Genomic DNA, 18,029 nt, shown 5'->3' on the forward strand with positions numbered 1-18,029 from the left:
CAATGCTGGACGTAAAGGACATCAACGTATACTACGGGGCCATTCACGCGGTGAAGGACATCTCCTTCCATGTGGACGAGGGTGAGGTGGTCACCCTCATCGGCGCCAACGGCGCGGGCAAATCCACCATTCTGAAGACGGTCTCGGGCCTGCTGCGCAGCCGCACGGGCTCAGTCACCTTCCTGGAATCGAACATCGGCGGCGTGCCCGCCCACAAGATCATCTCCCGGGGGCTGGCCCAGGTGCCCGAGGGACGGGCGGTCTTCCTCCAGATGACCGTGGAGGAGAATCTGGAAATGGGCGGGTTCACCCGGCCGGGCAGCGAGATTGATCCGGGGCTGGAGAAGGTCTACGACCTCTTTCCCAGGCTCAAGGAGCGGCGCAGGCAGATCGCGGGCACCCTCTCCGGCGGCGAGCAGCAGATGCTGGCCATGGGCAGGGCCCTCATGTCCAAGCCCAGGCTCCTCATGCTCGACGAGCCGTCCATGGGCCTCGCGCCCATCCTGGTGGAGCAGATCTTCGACATCATCCGCACCATGCACCAGGCCGGTACCACCATCCTTCTGGTGGAGCAGAACGCCCAGATGGCGCTCAGCGTGGCCGACAGGGGATATGTGCTGGAGACCGGGCGAATCGTCACCACCGGGACGGGAGCAGACCTGCTGGAGGACGAGAGCGTGAAGAAGGCGTATCTGGGCGGGTAAGCGAGATTTTTCCATACAGTATCAACGAGCGGCCTCCCCTGCCGGGGAGGCCGCTCGTTTGAGCTTGTCAAAGAAGCCCTTCGAGGCTTCTTTGACAGAAGGCTGCATGACGGATGGGGCTCAATTCTTGGCAAAAAGCCGCCCCATCCGTCATGAGAAGCGTCAATTCTGGGGCGCATGTCCCCGGAAATGACAGATTTAGAATTTATTTTGTCGTCCGCGACTTATGGATTATTCCCCGTCAGGCAATCCGGTGAGCCAGCGGCGGGCCATGTCGAAGGCGTGGGAGGCTGAGGTGATACGGATGCGCTCCCGGCCCATGCCCTGGTGCAGGGTGCGCACGCGCACGCCGTCGGGGGCGGCCAGGGCCACGTAGACGAGGCCCACGGGGTTGCCCCGGTCGTCCGGGTCGGGCCCGGCCACGCCGGTGACGGCAAGCGCCAGGTCGCAGCCCAGGACCTTCCGCGCGCCCCGGGCCATGGCGGCGGCCACCTGTTCGCTCACCGCGCCGTACTCCTCCAGCAGCGCCTGGGGCACACCCAGGACGTTTTGCTTGACCTCGTTCGTGTAGCTCACCACGCCTCCCTTGAAGACGGCGGACGCGCCCGGCAGGTCGGTCATGCGCTTCGCCGCCAGCCCGCCTGTGCAGGACTCGGCGCAGCCCAGGGTGAGGCCCTTGAGCTTGAGGTGCATGGCCACCACCTGCTCCAAACTGTCCACGTCGGCCCCGTAGACCAGGGGGCCGAACATCTCGCACAGCTCCTTCTCCACCGGGGCGATGAGGGCCTGGGCTTCGCCCAGGGTATCCGCCTTGGCGGTGATGCGCAGCTCCACCTCGCCGGTCTTGGCGTAGGGGGCCAGGGTGGGGTTTTGCATGGAGTTCATCCTGTCCCGGAGCCGGGCCTCCACCGAGGACTCGCCCATGCCGAAAATCCGCAGGGTGCGGGAGGCGATGGTGCCGTCGGACAGGGAGCGGAGGTAGGGGGCGGCCCGGTGCTCGAACATGGGCGCGCACTCGCTGGGGGGGCCGGGGAGCATAATGACGTGGACGCCGTCCGCTTCGAACGCGCAGCCGGGGGCGGTGCCCCAGTCGTTGGAGAGGATGGTGCAGCCCTCTGGGAGATATGCCTGCTGGAGGTTGTTCTCCGTCATGGGGCGGTTGGTGTGGAGCCGGTCGAAGTAGGCCCGGATGCGTGCGGCGGACTCCTCGTCATAGACCAGCTTTTTGCCGAAGCACTCGGCCAGAACGTTCTTCGTCAGGTCGTCGCAGGTGGGGCCCAGGCCGCCGGTGGTGATGATGATGTCCGCGCGGGTCTTGGCGAGGGCCACGGCGGCCTTGAGCCGCTCCGGGTTGTCGCCCACCACCGTGTGGTAAAAGACGTTGATGCCCAGGGCCGAGAGGCCCTTGGAGAGCATCTGCGCGTCAGTATTGGCGATATTGCCGAGGAGCAGTTCCGTACCGACTGCGATCAGTTCTGCGTTGTGGGACATGGTAAAGACCTCCAAACCGCCAATACTGACCCCGGCGCGGGTGCGCCGGAGCCGGAGGCGGATTCACTCCGCCCCGGCGATAAAATAAAATAGACGGGGGCCCCCGGGCAATCAGGAATTGCACGGGGCATTGGCGATATTGCCGAGGAGCAGCTGCGTACCGACTGCGATCAGTTCTGCGTTGTGGGACATGGTAAAGACCTCCAAACCGCCAATACTGACCCCGGCGCGGGTGCGCCGGAGCCGGGGGCGGATTCACTCCGCCCCGGCGATAAAATAAAATAGGCAGGGGCCCCGCGCAATCAGGAATTGCACTTCGTCCCCTTTATGCCTCGCTCATATTGACCTGAATCCGCTCAATGCCGTCGTACGCCTCCTGGACCAGGGCGTCGATGTCCAGCACGGCCTCGGCCTCCTCAATTTCGCCGGGGAGGGGGCGCAGGCGGGGGTGCCGGGGGGTGAAGACCGTGCAGCAGTCCTCATAGGGGAGGATGGAGGTCTCGAAGGTGCCGATTTTCCGGGCAATGCGGACAATCTCCTCCTTGTCCATGCCCACCACCGGGCGGAGGACCGGCAGATCGCAGACCGCTCCGGTGAGGCGCATGGCCTCCATCGTCTGGCTGGCCACCTGGCCCAGGCTCTCGCCGGTGACGATGGCCCCGGCCTTCACCCGGTCCGCCACCCTGAGGGCGATGCGCATCATGAAGCGGCGCATGAGCAGGGTGAACAGCTCCTCCGGACAGGCGCGGCGCAGCTCCTCCTGAATTTTGGTAAATGGGACCACATGGACGGTCAGCTTGCCGCACCAGGGGGTGATGAGCCGGGCCAGCTCAATGACCTTGTCCTTCGCCTCGGGGGAGGTGTAGGGGTAGGAGTAGAAGTGGACCATCTCCAGGGCGATGCCCCGCTTGGCGATCATCCAGGAGGCCACCGGGGAGTCGATGCCGCCGGAGAGGAGGCTCACCGCCCGGCCGCCGATGCCTACCGGCAGGCCGCCCGCCCCGGGCTCCGGGTCGGCGTGGACAAAAGCGGCGTAGTCCCGGACCTCCAGGTGGACGGTGAGGTCGGGGTGGTGCATGTCGGCGGTGAGATGGGGAAAGGCGTCGTGCAGCTCGCCGCCAACGTACTGGGCCAGCTGGATACTGGTCATGGGGAAGGACTTGTCCGCCCGCTTGGCCTCCACCTTGAAGGACCTGGCCGCCATGAGCTGGTCGCAGAGGTAGGTCTTGGCGGTCTCCAGCATCTCATGCTTGTCCTTGCCGCAGGCCCGGGCGCGGCTGAGGCCCACCACGCCGAAGAGCTTCTTCATGGCCTCCCACGCTCCGTCCATGTCGCAGGAGTCATCCCTGGGCTCCACGTACATGGTGGACTGCTTGGAGTACACCCGGAACGCCCCGTGGGGCCTCAGCCGGCGCATGGCGTTGGAGATGAGCTTATCCTCAAAGGAACGGCGGTTCAGGCCCTTCAGGACCAGCTCGCCCAGCTTCATGAGTATGATCTCGTTCAAAATAAAAAACCCCTTAAACATTGTAGAAAAATAAATAAGCAGAGAGGACAGCGGGCCGCGCGCTTCACCCTGCACCCGCGGCAGAGGGCCTTTCCCACGGGGAAACGGCGGCGGGGCGCGGCCCTGAAGGATACGGGGACGAACTCCGGCTGCGGGGAGGCCGGGGCGCATCGGATGGGCGGCCTTGCTACAGGCCCCGGCGGGCCAGCTCCTTTTTGACAACATTGGTAATAATTTCCTGACCCTCGGGGGATTTAAGCACCTCCAGAGCCATCGTACGCAGGGCGTCCTGGGCCTGCTTCCCGGCCAGGAAGGTGTCCAGCAGGGTAGCCTGCGGGGCCTCGGTGCTCTTGGGCGTCTTTGGCGCGGCTGCGGGGGCGGGGACGAAGCCCTTCTCCCCCGCGTCCATGTCCATCCAATCCTCCTGGCGGGTGCGGTCGTTGCTCTCGCCCCGGAGATAGAACAGGGACACGCCGAAATAGGCGGCGATTTTGGCCTGCTGCTCCTTGGTGGGCGTCTGGCGGCCGGTCTCAAACTTTTCAAGGGCGCCCTTGGGAAAATGTAGGGCGGCGGCGAGGGCGGGACGGCTCAAATTCGCCTCGGTGCGGAGCGCTTCAATACGCTGTGCCAGGGTGACCATGGGGTAACCTCCTCAAAGACAGAAAAATTAGAATATTTGAAGAAACAGGATGCGGGTTGCCATGCCGCGCAGGCGGTCCGCAATGAAGCGGCGGCAACGGAGGGAGCCGCCCGACAGGGCGGCAGAGGTGCGTGGGCGAATGGCGGGGCGCTTCCAACGCAAAGGGCCTTTCCCCGGCGAGGCTACCCTTTCAGATAGTCCGACGCACGGTACTGGAGGGCCTCGGCCAGGTGGCGAACCTGGATGTCCGCGCTGCCGTCGAGGTCGGCGATGGTGCGTCCCACGCGGAGGATGCGGTCGTAGCTGCGGGCGGTGAGGCCCATGCGCTCAAAGGCCCCCTTCATCAGCGACTGGCAGGCGTCGTCCAGACGGCAGTATGCGCGCAGCTCCTTCTGGTCCATCCGGGCATTGCAGGCCGGGCCGGCCGGGCCGAAGCGGGCGGTCTGGACCGCCCGGGCGGCGTTGACCCGGGCCCGGATGTCCGCCGAGGATTCGCTGCGGGCCGGGCGGGAAAGCTCGTCATACTCCAGGGGCGGTACCTCCACATGGAGGTCGATCCGGTCCAGCAGAGGGCCGGAGATACGGCTCTGGTACCTCTCCACCGCCGGCTCGGAGCAGCGGCACCGTCCGGACGGGTGGCCGTACCAGCCGCATTTGCAGGGGTTCATGGCGCATACCAGCATGAAGCGGGCGGGGTAGCTCACGCTGCCCGACGCCCGGGAGATGGTGACCTGTCCCTCCTCCAGGGGCTGGCGCAGGACCTCCAGCACGTCGGACTGGAACTCGGGCAGCTCATCCAGGAAGAGGACGCCGTTATGGGCCAGGGAGATCTCGCCGGGCCGGGGGTTGGAGCCGCCCCCCGCCATGCCCATGGGGGAGACGGTATGGTGGGGCGCACGGAAGGGACGCTCCGTCAGCAGCGGGTGCTCCCGGGTGGTGAGGCCCATGACCGAGTGGACCTCGGTGCTCTCCAGGGCCTCCCGCTCCGTCATGCCGGGCAGGATGGAGGGCAGCCGCCGGGCCAGCATGGACTTACCCGATCCGGGAGGGCCCACCATGCAGATATTATGTCCCCCGGCGGCGGCGATCTCCAGGGCCCGCTTCACATGCTCCTGGCCCTTCACATCGGCGAAGTCGGGGGCGGCGGGGGTGTCCCCGGACGGGGACCAGGGGGACGCGGGGGAGAGGCGTTCCTCCCCGGTGAGATGCTTGACAAGTTCCTCCACAGTGGACACACCGTAGACCTTCAGCCCCCCGGCCAGGGTGGCCTCGGCGGCGCTGTCGGACGGAACATAGAGCTCCTCCACCCCGACGCGACGGGCGGCCATGGCCATGGGGAGCATCCCGGCCACGGAGCGCAGTTCGCCAGCCAGGGACAATTCCCCCACGAAGGCGGCCCGGGAGAAATCTCCCCTGAGCTGGCCCCCGGCGGCCAGAATGCCCACCAGGATGGGCAGGTCGTACACTGTGCCGGCCTTTCGCCTCGCGGCGGGGGCCAGATTCACCGTGATGCGGGAGACGGGGAAGGCGAAGCCGCAGTTCTTGATGGCGGCGCGGACCCGCTCCCGGGCCTCCTTCACCGCCGCGTCGGGCAGGCCCACGATGTCGAAGGCCGGCAGTCCGCCGGAGAGGTCGCACTCAGCGGCGACCTCGTACCCCTCCACGCCGGTGAGACCGAGGGAACGAATTTTGATGACCATGGGCGGGCCTCCTTCCTTGACTGAGGTGCGGGGACGGGGGATGTGCGGGCGGGCATCCGTAAGCTTGCTGGTTTATTCCAGATAGCGGCAAAAAAGGTAGGCCGGCGCTGAATAAGCGATTTCCAAATTACGGACCTGTAATTTTATTATTATAGTCCATGAGAGCCTGCTTTTCAACGAGAGAAAGGCCATTATTTGACTTTCATACCTTTTTAATGATGGGTTAAAGGCAAGAGTAACGAAAAAAGTATTAAAAAAAACCTCGAATGGTGCAAGATTCAATTTACAAAGTGAACCATTAGTGATAAAATACCATAGCTGAATCGGTATTTCACCTCGCACAAGTTGACATAAGGAGGAATCGTTCAAAATGGCGAGAAAACTCAAGACAATGGACGGTAACACCGCGGCCGCGCACGTATCGTACGCGTTCACCGAGGTGGCGGGCATCTACCCCATCACTCCGTCCAGCCCCATGGCGGACAGCGTCGACCAGTGGGCCGCCGCGGGCCGCAAGAACATCTTCGGTAACACCGTGAAGGTTATCGAGATGCAGTCCGAGGCCGGCGCCGCCGGCACGGTCCACGGCTCCCTGAACGCGGGCGCCCTGACCACTACTTACACCGCTTCCCAGGGCCTGCTGCTGATGATCCCCAACATGTACAAGATCGCCGGCGAGCTGCTCCCCTGCGTGTTCCACGTGTCCGCCCGTACCGTGGCCACCCAGTCCCTGAACATCTTCGGCGACCACTCCGACGTGATGGCCTGCCGCCAGACCGGCTTTGCCATGCTGGCCGAGACCAATCCCCAGGAGGTTATGGACCTGGGCGCCGTCGCCCATCTGGCCTCCATCAAAGGCCGCGTGCCCTTCGTGAACTTCTTTGACGGCTTCCGGACCTCCCACGAGATCCAGAAGATCCAGATCTGGGACAACGAGGATCTGGCCGATATGGTGGATATGGACGCCGTCGAGGCGTTCCGCAAGCGCGCGCTGAACCCCGAGCGTCCCGTGATGCGCGGCTCCCACGAGAACGGCGACATCTTCTTCCAGCACCGCGAGGCCTGCAACAAGTACTACGACGCCCTCCCCGCCATCGTCGAGGAGTACATGGACAAGGTCAACGCCAAGCTGGGCACCAACTACAAGCCCTTCAACTACTATGGCGCTCCCGACGCCGACCGCGTCATCATCGCCATGGGCTCCATCAACGACGTGACCGAGGAGGTCATCGACTACCTCAACGCCCACGGTGAGAAGGTCGGCCTGGTGAAGGTCCGCCTGTACCGCCCCTTCTGCGCCGACAAGCTCCTGGCCGCCATCCCCGAGACCGCGAAGAAGATCGCCGTCCTGGACCGCACCAAGGAGCCCGGCAGCCAGGGCGACCCCCTGTACCTGGACGTGGTCACCGCGTTCGCCAACGCCGGCCGTCAGGCCACCATCGTGGGCGGCCGCTACGGCCTGGGCTCCAAGGACACGCCCCCCCGCAGCGTCTTCGCCGTGTATGAGGAGCTCCAGAAGGACCAGCCCAAGCGCCAGTTCACCATCGGCATCGTGGACGACGTGACCGGCACCTCTCTGCCCGAGCACAAGTCCCCCAACACCGCGGCCGAGGGCACCATCGAGTGCAAGTTCTGGGGCCTGGGCGGCGACGGTACCGTCGGCGCCAACAAGAACTCCATCAAGATCATCGGCGACCACACCGATAAGTTTGTCCAGGCGTACTTCCAGTACGACTCCAAGAAGACCGGCGGCGTGACCATCAGCCACCTGCGCTTCGGCGACAAGCCCATCAAGAGCCCCTACTACATCAACAAGGCCGACTTTGTGGCCTGCCACGTGCCCTCCTACATCGTCAAGGGCTTCCCCATGGTCCGCGACGTGAAGGACGGCGGCGTGTTCCTCATCAACTGCCAGTGGTCCGACGAGGAGCTGGATCACCACATGCCCGCCGTGGCCAAGCGCTATATTGCCGAGCACAACATCCAGGTCTACACCATCAACGCCATCGACCTGGCCGCCGAGATCGGCATGGGCAAGCGCACCAACACCATTCTCCAGTCCGCTTTCTTCAAGCTGGCGAAGGTCATGCCCGAGGCTGAGGCCATCGGCTACATGAAGGACGCCGCCACCCACTCCTACCTGAAGAAGGGCCAGGACGTGGTGGATATGAACCACAAGGCCATTGATCTGGGCGTCTCCGCCTTCAAGAAGTTCGACGTTCCCGCCTCCTGGGCCACTGCCGAGGACGAGGCGAAGAGCGTGGAGCTGGAGGGCCGCGCCGGCACCGTGAAGATGGTGCAGAACATCCTGGAGCCCGTCTCCAAGATGGACGGCGACAGCCTCCCCGTCTCCGCTTTCGTGGACCATGTGGACGGTACCTTTGAGCAGGGCGCCAGCGCCTACGAGAAGCGCGGCGTGGCCGTCAGCGTTCCCACCTGGGACGAGAACAAGTGCATCCAGTGCAACCAGTGCTCCTATGTCTGCCCCCACGCCACCATCCGCGCCTACGCGCTGGACGAGACCGAGGCCGCCAATGCCCCCGCCCAGACCAAGAAGGTCCCCTTCAAGGCCGGCGCCGGCAAGGGCAAGTACGAGTTTGCCATCGCCGTCAGCCCCCTGGACTGCATGGGCTGCTCCGTCTGCGCCAAGGTCTGCCCGGTGCAGGCCCTGACCATGGTGCCCCAGGAGTCCCAGGCCGCCGAGCAGGACGTGTTCGATTACATGGTCGCCAAGGTCTCCGTCAAGGACGACGTGGCCGATATCAAGACCGTCAAGGGCAGTCAGTTCAAGCAGCCTCTGCTTGAGTTCTCCGGCTCCTGCGCCGGCTGCGCCGAGACCGCTTACGGCCGTCTCATTACCCAGGTCTGCGGCGACAGGATGTACATCTCCAACGCCACCGGCTGCTCCTCCATCTGGGGCGGCCCCGCCGCTACCTCCCCCTACACCGTGGACAAGTGCGGCCACGGCCCCGCCTGGGCCAACTCCCTCTTCGAGGACAACGCCGAGCACGGCCTGGGTATGTACCTGGGCCAGAAGGCCGTCCGCGAGAGCCTGGCTGACAAGACCCGCGCCCTTATCGCCGTTGACTACGCCGTGCCCGAGCTGAAGGCCGCCGCTCAGGAGTGGCTGGATACCATGGAGGACGGCACTGCCAACGCCGAGGCCACCAAGAAGTACGTCGCCGTCCTTGAGGACTCCATTATGTCCGTGGACGAGTGCCTGGCGTTCCTGGCCAGCCCCGCCGCCCCCGGCGTCTTCGGCGACAAGCTGGGTGAGATGAAGGCCCACGCCGAGTCCCTCAAAGCCGCGGGCGCTGCCCACTGCGACTGCGAGGCCTGCACCCTGGCGGCCGAGATTCTGGCCAACAAGGAATACCTCTCCAAGAAGTCCGTGTGGATCTTCGGCGGCGACGGCTGGGCCTACGACATCGGCTTCGGCGGTCTGGACCATGTCCTGGCCTCCGGCGAGGACATCAACGTGATGGTCTTCGACACCGAGGTGTATTCCAACACCGGCGGGCAGGCCTCCAAGTCCTCCAACATCGGCCAGGTGGCGCAGTTCGCCGCCGCCGGTAAGGTGATGCCCAAGAAGTCCCTGGCGGAGATTGCCATGAGCTACGGCTACGTCTATGTGGCCCAGGTGGCCATGGGCGCCAATCCCAACCAGACCCTGGCGGCCATCCGCGAGGCCGAGGCCTATCACGGCCCCTCCCTCGTCATCGGCTACTCCCCCTGCGAGATGCACTCCATCAAGGGCGGCATGGCCAATTGCCAGAGCGAGATGAAGAAGGCCGTCGAGTGCGGCTACTGGAATCTGTTCCGCTTCAATCCCACTCTGAAGGCCGAGGGCAAGAGTCCCTTCATTCTCGACTCCAAGGCCCCCGCCGGCGGCTACCAGGAGTTCCTGATGAACGAGGCCCGCTACTCCTCCCTCACCCGCTCCTTCCCCGACCGCGCCAAGGAGCTCTTCGTCGAGAACGAGGAGTCCGCCAAGGCCCGGTACGAGCACCTGCTCAAGCTGGTTGAGCTCTACAAGTAAAATTGCGCAAAACGGGCCCCGGACACATGTCCGGGGCCCGTTCTTGTCAGGGCGGACGACGAGGGGGCCCCATCGGAGATGGGGCGGCGCCTGCGCCGCACAAGCGTTTCCGCCCGGCGCCGCCGGGTGGAAACCTTGATGCCGGGGCGATTCACCCGCCCCGTGCAGCTCAAATAAAACGGGTCCCCGCACGGCCCTGGCCGGGTGGGGAGCGGTCCGCCAAGGCCCGGTACGAGCACCTGCTCAAGCTGGTTGAGCTCTACAAGTAAAATTGCGCAAAACGGGCCCCGGACACATGTCCGGGACCCGTTTTTGTATATGCGGGCTTCCCGGCGGGGTGATGACAGACCGAGGGGGGCTCAGGCCTTATGGGGGAGTGCCCGCGTTGAGACGCTTCTGCCCGTAAATATCCGCTTTTTCCTATACCCATGGCCTCAGCTGTGGTATTCTTTAACCTGGAACCAAGTATACCTGCACTGAGGAGGCCGCCATGAATCAAAAAGGACTCACCCAGGGCGACATTAAGTCGACCCTGCTCCGATTTACCCTGCCCTTTCTGGCCGCCAGCCTGCTGCAATTTCTCTACGGCGCGGCGGATCTGATTATCGTCGGACGGTTCGCCGACACGGCGGGCGTGTCGGCGGTCTCCACCGGGAGCCAGATTATGATGGCGGTGACGGGGCTCATCATGGGACTGGCCTCGGGCGGCACGGTGATCATCGGTCAGTACTGGGGGGCCAGGCGGCGGGAGGACGTGTCCGCCACCATCGGCACCATGTTCACCTTTTTCACCATCCTGGCCGTCGCCATGACCGCGCTGGTGACCCTGTGCACCAACCTCTTCGTGGACCTGATGCGGGTGCCGGCTGCGGCGGTGCCCCAGGCGCGGCAGTATATTTTCATCTGCGGTTGCGGCGTTCTCTTCATCACGGGGTACAACATGGTCAGCGGCATCCTGCGTGGGCTTGGAGACTCCAAGAACCCCATGATATTTGTCTTAATCGCCTGCATCGCCAATATCATCGGCGACCTCATCCTGGTGGGGCCGCTTCAGATGGGCGCGGCGGGCGCGGCCATCGCCACCGTGGCTGCCCAGGGCCTCTCCCTGCTGCTGTCGGTCTTTGTGCTGCGAAAAAAGGACTTCCCCTTTGATTTCCGGCGGGAGAGCTTCCGCATCGACGGCAAGAAGCTGGGGACCCTGGTGAAAATCGGTACGCCGGTGGCGATTCAAAACGTGCTGGTGAGTCTCTCCTTCCTCATCATCGGCTCCACCGTCAACAACATGGGCCTGGCGGAGTCGGCGGCGGTGGGCGCCTCGGGCCGGATCAGCGACTTCTGCATGATGGGGCCCATCTCCTTTTTCTCCTCCATTTCGGCCATGACGGCCCAAAACATCGGCGCGGGCCAGGACGACCGGGCCAAGCAGACGCTGCGCTGGGGCATCGCCTTCTCTCTGGTCTTCGGGGCGGTGATGTTTACCCTGATTCAGCTCTTCCCCAGAGAGGCCATCGGCATTATCCGGCAGGACAGCGCGGTGATGGAGGCGGGGGCGCTCTACCTGCGCGCATTCAGCTTCGACGTAATTCTGGTCTGCTTCGTCTTTTGCCTCAACGGCTTCTTCGGCGGCTGCGGACGGACAGGCTTCACCATGGTCAACTCCCTGGTGTCCACCTTTGCCGTACGGGTGCCCGTGACCCTCTTCGTGAGCAGCCTCCCCGGCGCGACCCTCTTCCACATCGGCCTGGCGGCCCCCCTTGCCTCCGCCCTTCAGATTGTGATACAATTGGTCTACCTGAAGCTGGGCCGCTGGAAGGGCGGCTCGGTGGTGGAGAAGCTGCCGGAGGGTGAGGCGGTATGACGGCGCAGGTCCTGGAATTTTTGGGTGGAAACCCTGGGCGCACCGCCCTGTTTGAGGCCATGGAACGCGTGATCTCAGAGCTGGGAGACTGTGAGCTGTCAGTGGCCAAGACCCAGATCTCCTGGGGAAATCCATTTAAATTCGCATTTCTCTCCAACCCGCCCCGGAGCCTGGTGCGCCAGGGCCGGGCGGAGGATTGTCTGCTGCTGTCCTTCGGCCTGGACCATCGGGAGGAGCACCCGCGTATCGCGGCGGCCGCCAACCCCTATCCGGACCGCTGGACCCACCATGTGGTTTTGGCAGAGCCGGGGGATATCGACGAAACTGTGAAAAATTGGCTGGAATGTGGCTATATCTTTGCCAAACTTAAAAAAAGAAGGCGTTAGAGAGCGGCTTTTTTGTGCCGCTCTCTAATTGTTTTTGAGAGAAACCGGACGTATAATGTCAAGGTTGAAAAATTGCCGCGTGGTTTGCGCCGGTTCCCGTGTGAACAACGGGAACCGGCGCAAGTTACGCGGCGGGAAGGGAGATAAATTATGTCCTACAAGTATCTGCTCGACATCGCGATCATCCTGCTGGCCACCAAGCTCCTGGGGATGCTCACCCGCAAGTTCCAGCTGCCCCAGGTGGTGGGTGCGCTGCTGGCCGGTCTCATTCTGGGGCCCGCCCTGCTGGGCGTCATTGAGGGCGGCGAGCTTCTGACCCAGCTGTCCGAGATGGGGGTCATCGTCATCATGTTCTCCGCCGGAATGGGGACCGACATCCAGGAGCTGAAGCACTCCGGCAAGTCCGGCTTCCTGGTGGCCCTTTGCGGCGTCCTGATCCCCCTGGCCATGGGCGCGCTGCTGGCCTTTTTCTTCAACCGGGGGGAGTTCGCCCACCCCGGAAGCCCCCTGCTTCAGAATATCTTTATCGGAGTCATCCTCACGGCCACCTCGGTTTCCATCTCCGTGGAGACCCTGAAGGAGCTGGGCAAGCTCTCCACCAGGGTGGGCAACACCATCCTGGCCGCCGCCCTCATCGACGATGTGCTGGGCCTCATCTGCCTGACCGTCGTCACCAGCCTGGGGGGCGACAATGTGAACATCGGCCTGGTGCTGGTGAAGATTGTCCTCTTCTTCGTCTTTGCGGCGGCGGTGGGCTTCGCCTTCGTCAAATTCTTTAACTGGTACACCACCAAAAAGGGCAACCAGGACCTGCGCCGCTGGCCGGTGGCGGCCTTTGTGCTGTGCCTGCTGATGAGCTACTGCGCCGAGGAGTTCTTCGGTGTGGCGGATATCATCGGCGCCTTCTCCGCGGGGCTTATCATCACCCTGACCCCAAAGGCCAAGTATGTGGAGAGCAAATTCGCGCCCCTCTCCTACCTGCTCCTCACCCCCATCTTTTTTGCCAATATCGGTCTGAAGGTGGTGCTGCCGCCGATGGGCCTGCAGATCGTGCTCTTCGCGGTGCTGCTGGTGGCGGTGGCCCTCCTCTCCAAGCTGGTGGGCTGCGGGATCGGCGCCCGGTTCTCCGGCTTCCAGGGGATGCAGTGCGTCCAGGTGGGCTGCGGCATGGCCTGCCGGGGCGAGGTGGCCCTCATCGTGGCCAACAAGGGCATGGCCATGGGACTGATGCCCGCCGCTTTCTTCGGGCCGGTGATTATCATGGTGGTGTGCTGCGCGGTATTCACGCCCATCCTCCTCAAGCTCTCCTTCCGGGGCGAGGACGCCTACAGCGGACTGGAGGGCAGCGCACTGGTGGACTCCTACGAGGCCGTGGAGCAGATGGACATTGTGGCCGAGAGCGTACTGGAGGCCGAATGGGAGCGCCAGTACGGCGACCGGGTGAAGCACGAGTGGGTGTAAGGGCATAGAATGGCTTGCCCTTATGTGGGAAACGTGCTATGCTGATAAAAGGCGGAGCGATTTTAGTTCCGCCGGACTTGACTGAAAAAGGAGGAACATCAGGTGGACATAAGCGGCCGAAGTACGAAAACGAGCAGTGATACCCATTTGCGGGACCGGGCTGAGATGACCGGCCTGATATTTCCTCTGATATAATCGGGGTCATACCCCGCAGATGGCGATCACCGCGGAGGGCCGCCGGACTTTGCGTCCGGAGGCCCTGCCGCGGTTTGCCCGTTTGGTGACTTCCTTGCTGCCATGAATGCGACAGGAGGAATATCCAATGGAAAAAAACCAGTTTGAGGCGCTGCGTGAACTAACGGAGCGCAGGGACTACCGCGCCCTGCGCACCGCGCTGGCGGAGGAGAACGAGGTGGACATCGCCGAGTTTATCGAGGCGCTGCCCGAGGAGAAGGCCACAGTGGCCTTCCGTACCCTGCCAAAGGAGCTGGCGGCGGAGGTATTCTCCAATCTGCCGCCCGAGACCCAGCAGGTCATCATCATGTCGGTCACGGACCGGGAGCTGTCCGCCATCGTGGAGGACCTCTTTGTGGACGATGCGGTGGACATGCTGGAGGAATTGCCCGCCAATGTGGTGAGGCGGGTGCTTAAAAACGCTCATCCGGACACCCGCAAGCTCATCAACCAGTTTTTGAATTACCCGGAGAACTCGGTGGGGAGCATCATGACCGCCGAGTTTATGGATCTGAAGAAGTCCATGACGGTGGAGGCCGCCATCAAGCACATCCGCCGGACGGGCGAGGAGTCCGAGAGCATCTACACCTGCTACGTCACCGACGCCTCCCGCCGTCTGGAGGGGGTTCTGACGGTGAAGGAGCTGCTGCTGGCCGGGGACGAGGAGATCGTGGCGGATTTGATGGAGACCGACCTCATCACCGCAGAGACCACCGAGGACCGAGAGGAGGCCGTGGCGCGGATGATGAAGTACGACTTCATTACCATGCCCGTGGTGGACCGGGAGAACCGGCTGGTGGGCATCGTCACCGTGGACGACGTGATGGACGTCATGGAGGAGGAGGCCACGGAGGACTTCGAGAAGATGGCGGCCATCGCCCCGTCGGAGAAGCCCTACCTCAAAACCAGCGCATTCTCCCTGGCCAAGCACCGAATTGTGTGGCTGCTGGTGCTGATGATCTCTGGCATGATCACCGGCGGAATACTGGGCCGGTATGAGGCAGCCTTCGCCGCCATGCCACTGCTGGTGACATTCATCCCCATGCTCACCGACACCGGCGGCAACGCGGGCAGTCAGAGCAGCACCCTCATCATCCGCGGCATGGCGGTGGGTGAGATCGGCCCCAGGGACTTTTTCAAGGTGCTCTGGAAGGAGCTGCGGGTGAGCCTGATGGTGGGCGCGGCGCTCTCTGCCGTCAACTATGTGCGGCTCATCCTCATGTACCCCGGCAATGAGATGACGGCGCTCACCGTGGCGCTGGCCCTCTTTGTCACGGTGCTGCTGGCCAAGACCATCGGCGGTATTCTGCCCATGGCCGCCAAGCTGGTCCACGCGGACCCGGCCATTATGGCCGCCCCGCTTATCACCACCATCGTGGACGCCATCTCCCTGGTGGTGTACTTCAAAATCGCCTGTGCGCTGCTGCCGATCTAACTGTGCGCTCTCCGCAGGGCCCGGCCGGCCGTCACCTGGGCAGGCGGATGTTCGGGCTGGCTGCGAACCATACCGGGGTGGTCCCTCATAGTATGGACCATTGAAAGCAAGGAAGGTATGGCGCGGTGAGGGACATCATGTATTTGGCGCTGGGGGATTCAATCGCCACCGGCACACTGCACAACTTCGCGAGGGTGACCAGCTATACAGAGTATCTGTACCATATGCTGAAACGGCGGGGCCGCAGGACGCGGATGGTGAGCCTGGCCCGGGACGGCGATACTTCCCGCGAGCTGCTCTATCGCCTGGGACAGCCCTGGTTTCAGAGCTGGGTGCGGCGCGCCGACCTTATCACCGTTTCCATCGGCGGCAACAACGTGATGCGCGCAGCCTCCATTCCGGGGTTTACCAGTGTGCGCGTCCCCCAAGCGGAGGCCGGCGTGGGTGTTTTCTGCTCCGACTGGGACAAAATTATCGAGCGGCTGCGGACCCTGAACCCAGGCTGCACCCTGGTCGTCATGACGGTTTATAATCCCTATAACCACAGCCGGTACCTCGGCGGCGGCTACGGCGCGGATCGGGGGATGCGGGAGCTGACGGAGCGTTATCTCAGCCGCATCAACGGCGTCATCGAGTCGCAGTGCCGGGGGCGCTATGAGATTGCTGATATCCATGCGCTGTTCGACCGCTTCGCCCACGGTGAGATGGGACGGGTAGCCAATCTCTACTCGCCTGGGCTCTATCTTCTGCGCAATCCCCATCCAACGGTTTACGGACACCGGCTGATCGCCCGGGCACATGCGGATGCCATCGAGGGGCTGCTCCATTGACATCCCTAAATGGGCGGGCTTGCGCAATGGGGGCAGCAGGTAAAAGCCTTAGTCTGCGCTGAGGGCGCGCCTGCGGCGAGGCGTCAGCTCGGCATGGGCGTTTTGTATGTACCGCTCTTGAGAAATAAATGCCATTGTGGTAAAATATCAAATACTGCATTGCTGTCCCTCCGCGCCGGGAGAGGGGCGGAGGGGCAAAGACTTCAGCCGTCCTTTGAGATATGTGAAACTGCCGGGGCGTACCGGGTTGTGCCAACGGTGCAAAATGGCGTACAGGCCAGTGCGGGCACTCCGCAAACCCCTTGAAAAATAAGGAGATGTAAAAATATATGAAACTTGGCATCGTGGGCCTGCCCAACGTGGGCAAGAGCACCCTGTTCAACGCGATTACCAACGCCGGGGCGGAGTCTGCAAACTACCCCTTCTGCACCATCGACCCCAATGTGGGCGTGGTGGCTGTGCCCGACGTCCGGCTCAGCTGGCTCAGCGACTTCTACAAGCCAAAGAAGACCACCCCGGCCGTCATTGAGTTCGTGGACATCGCGGGACTGGTGAAGGGGGCCTCCAAAGGGGAGGGACTGGGCAACAAGTTCCTGGCCAACATCCGGGAGACCGCCGCCATCGTCCATGTGGTGCGCTGCTTTGACGACGAGAACGTCATCCACGTGGAGGGCTCTACCGATCCGCTGCGGGATATTGGCATCATCGACCTGGAACTCATCATGGCCGACCTGGAGATGGTGGAGCGCCGGGCGGAGAAGGCCCAGAAGCTCTTAAAGAGCGGCGACAAAAAGGCCGCCCGGGAGGCCGAGGTGTTCGCCAGCCTCCGGGACTGGCTTAACGACGGCAATTCCGCCCGCTCCTTCGACTGCGACGAAGACGACGCGGCCATCATTGCCAGTGCCGAGCTCCTGTCCCTCAAGCCCATCATCTACGCCGCCAACCTGGACGAGGACGGTTTTGCCGATTACCACAGCGTGGCCTACTACAAGCAGGTGGAAGAGCTGGCCGCCCGGGAGGGCGCCCAGGTCATCCCCGTCTGCGCCAAGCTGGAGGCGGAGATCGCCGAGCTGCCCGCTGAGGACAAGCAGGAGTTCCTGCAGGATCTGGGCATCACCGAGTCCGGCCTGGACCGGCTTATCAAGGCCAGCTACGCCCTGCTGGGCCTCATCTCCTTCCTCACCAGCGGCGAAGACGAGTGCCGGGCATGGACCATCAAGAACGGCACCAAGGCCCCTCAGGCCGCGGGTAAGATTCACACTGACTTCGAGCGGGGCTTTATCCGCGCGGAGGTGGTGGCGTTTGAGGACCTGAAGACCTGCGGGTCCATGAACGCAGCCAAGGAGAAAGGGCTGGTTCGCTCCGAGGGCAAGGAGTACGTGATGAAGGACGGGGACATCGTACTGTTCCGGTTTAACGTATAGGGATACCTTTATTTTGGAAACTCGTGCGACAATCTTGGCGCAGAGGAGATTGTTTCGCCCCGGCGCTGCCTTAGTTTACCCGGCTTGTATTGCATAAAGGAAAGCGCCCGGCGTCCGTCAGTGAACAGCCCCAAGTTATTCAGACAGCACAAAAAAGCGGCCCGTGAGTAGGCAAAGCAGATTATGAGGAGAGGTGGCGCGCAAGCGGCGCCTCTCCCGTTTTTATTTGGATACGCTCATAGTTATAAAAGTGAATAAACTCGGCAATCGCATGGTTGGCCTCTTCAAAGGTGTCCGGCTTATGCCTGTAAATACACTCG

Annotated in this window: 13 protein-coding genes; 8 read left to right on the forward strand and 5 right to left on the reverse strand. The window is 63.2% G+C overall.

Annotation, left to right across the window (positions count from 1 at the left end):
- The first annotated feature begins 2 nt into the window (after nucleotides 1-2).
- Nucleotides 3-704, forward strand: coding sequence for an ATP-binding cassette domain-containing protein (locus H8S62_RS14180; protein WP_155148537.1), 702 nt, complete (start codon nucleotides 3-5; stop codon nucleotides 702-704).
- 231 nt (nucleotides 705-935) lie between these two features.
- Here H8S62_RS14180 and H8S62_RS14185 read toward each other — a convergent pair whose 3' ends face one another.
- The 4 genes from H8S62_RS14185 to H8S62_RS14200 form a co-directional block, all read right to left on the reverse strand.
- Complete coding sequence (locus H8S62_RS14185; protein ID WP_155148303.1) at nucleotides 936-2,195, reverse strand: competence/damage-inducible protein A; 1,260 nt, start codon at nucleotides 2,193-2,195, stop codon at nucleotides 936-938.
- Between the two features lie 325 nt (nucleotides 2,196-2,520).
- Nucleotides 2,521-3,702 (reverse strand): tRNA uracil 4-sulfurtransferase ThiI, encoded by a 1,182-nt coding sequence (thiI, locus tag H8S62_RS14190; RefSeq protein ID WP_186919925.1) that lies wholly within the window; start codon nucleotides 3,700-3,702, stop codon nucleotides 2,521-2,523.
- Between the two features lie 187 nt (nucleotides 3,703-3,889).
- Entirely contained in the window at nucleotides 3,890-4,342 is a 453-nt protein-coding gene (locus tag H8S62_RS14195) for a helix-turn-helix domain-containing protein (RefSeq protein ID WP_186919927.1), read from the reverse strand.
- Between the two features lie 182 nt (nucleotides 4,343-4,524).
- Nucleotides 4,525-6,042: a YifB family Mg chelatase-like AAA ATPase gene (locus H8S62_RS14200; protein WP_186919928.1), complete on the reverse strand. Its 1,518-nt coding sequence runs from the start codon at nucleotides 6,040-6,042 to the stop codon at nucleotides 4,525-4,527.
- 370 nt (nucleotides 6,043-6,412) lie between these two features.
- Here H8S62_RS14200 and nifJ point away from each other — a divergent pair, with 370 nt between their 5' ends.
- The 7 genes from nifJ to ychF all read left to right on the forward strand — a co-directional run bounded on the left by nifJ (nucleotide 6,413) and on the right by ychF (nucleotide 17,709).
- Complete coding sequence (nifJ, locus tag H8S62_RS14205) at nucleotides 6,413-10,081, forward strand: pyruvate:ferredoxin (flavodoxin) oxidoreductase (RefSeq protein ID WP_186919930.1); 3,669 nt, start codon at nucleotides 6,413-6,415, stop codon at nucleotides 10,079-10,081.
- 490 nt (nucleotides 10,082-10,571) lie between these two features.
- Nucleotides 10,572-11,939, forward strand: coding sequence for an MATE family efflux transporter (locus tag H8S62_RS14210; protein WP_186919932.1), 1,368 nt, complete (start codon nucleotides 10,572-10,574; stop codon nucleotides 11,937-11,939).
- Entirely contained in the window at nucleotides 11,936-12,325 is a 390-nt protein-coding gene (locus tag H8S62_RS14215) for a DUF5655 domain-containing protein (protein ID WP_186919934.1), read from the forward strand. The genes H8S62_RS14210 and H8S62_RS14215 overlap by 4 nt, the downstream gene beginning before the upstream one ends.
- A gap of 147 nt (nucleotides 12,326-12,472) precedes the next feature.
- The gene (locus H8S62_RS14220) at nucleotides 12,473-13,786 is read left to right on the forward strand and encodes a cation:proton antiporter (protein ID WP_173023850.1); all 1,314 of its coding nucleotides are present in this window, start codon (nucleotides 12,473-12,475) and stop codon (nucleotides 13,784-13,786) included.
- A gap of 322 nt (nucleotides 13,787-14,108) precedes the next feature.
- Nucleotides 14,109-15,455, forward strand: a complete 1,347-nt coding sequence (mgtE, locus tag H8S62_RS14225) for a magnesium transporter (RefSeq protein WP_186919935.1) — start codon at nucleotides 14,109-14,111, stop codon at nucleotides 15,453-15,455.
- 125 nt (nucleotides 15,456-15,580) lie between these two features.
- Entirely contained in the window at nucleotides 15,581-16,285 is a 705-nt protein-coding gene (locus H8S62_RS14230; protein ID WP_155148285.1) for a GDSL-type esterase/lipase family protein, read from the forward strand.
- A gap of 329 nt (nucleotides 16,286-16,614) precedes the next feature.
- Nucleotides 16,615-17,709: a redox-regulated ATPase YchF gene (gene ychF / locus H8S62_RS14235; protein ID WP_155148283.1), complete on the forward strand. Its 1,095-nt coding sequence runs from the start codon at nucleotides 16,615-16,617 to the stop codon at nucleotides 17,707-17,709.
- Nucleotides 17,710-17,890: 181 nt separating this feature from the next.
- Here the strand turns inward: ychF and H8S62_RS18725 are convergent, their stop codons facing one another.
- Nucleotides 17,891-18,022 carry an IS3 family transposase gene (locus H8S62_RS18725; protein WP_423788670.1) on the reverse strand — a complete coding sequence of 44 codons (132 nt, stop codon included), beginning with the start codon at nucleotides 18,020-18,022 and terminating at the stop codon, nucleotides 17,891-17,893.
- Nucleotides 18,023-18,029: the final 7 nt, after the last annotated feature.

The organism is Lawsonibacter faecis (genome assembly GCF_014287675.1).
Taxonomy (GTDB): Bacteria; Bacillota; Clostridia; order Oscillospirales; family Oscillospiraceae; genus Pseudoflavonifractor; species Pseudoflavonifractor faecis.

What these genes read in the sequence shown, in the direction of transcription:
- H8S62_RS14180 (WP_155148537.1), top strand. Translation starts at nt 3, where the DNA reads ATGCTGGACGTAAAGGACATCAACGTATACTACGGGGCCATTCACGCG.
- H8S62_RS14185 (WP_155148303.1), bottom strand. Translation starts at nt 2,195, where the DNA reads ATGTCCCACAACGCAGAACTGATCGCAGTCGGTACGGAACTGCTCCTC.
- H8S62_RS14195 (WP_186919927.1), bottom strand. Translation starts at nt 4,342, where the DNA reads ATGGTCACCCTGGCACAGCGTATTGAAGCGCTCCGCACCGAGGCGAAT.
- H8S62_RS14200 (WP_186919928.1), bottom strand. Translation starts at nt 6,042, where the DNA reads ATGGTCATCAAAATTCGTTCCCTCGGTCTCACCGGCGTGGAGGGGTAC.
- nifJ (WP_186919930.1), top strand. Translation starts at nt 6,413, where the DNA reads ATGGCGAGAAAACTCAAGACAATGGACGGTAACACCGCGGCCGCGCAC.
- H8S62_RS14210 (WP_186919932.1), top strand. Translation starts at nt 10,572, where the DNA reads ATGAATCAAAAAGGACTCACCCAGGGCGACATTAAGTCGACCCTGCTC.
- H8S62_RS14215 (WP_186919934.1), top strand. Translation starts at nt 11,936, where the DNA reads ATGACGGCGCAGGTCCTGGAATTTTTGGGTGGAAACCCTGGGCGCACC.
- mgtE (WP_186919935.1), top strand. Translation starts at nt 14,109, where the DNA reads ATGGAAAAAAACCAGTTTGAGGCGCTGCGTGAACTAACGGAGCGCAGG.
- ychF (WP_155148283.1), top strand. Translation starts at nt 16,615, where the DNA reads ATGAAACTTGGCATCGTGGGCCTGCCCAACGTGGGCAAGAGCACCCTG.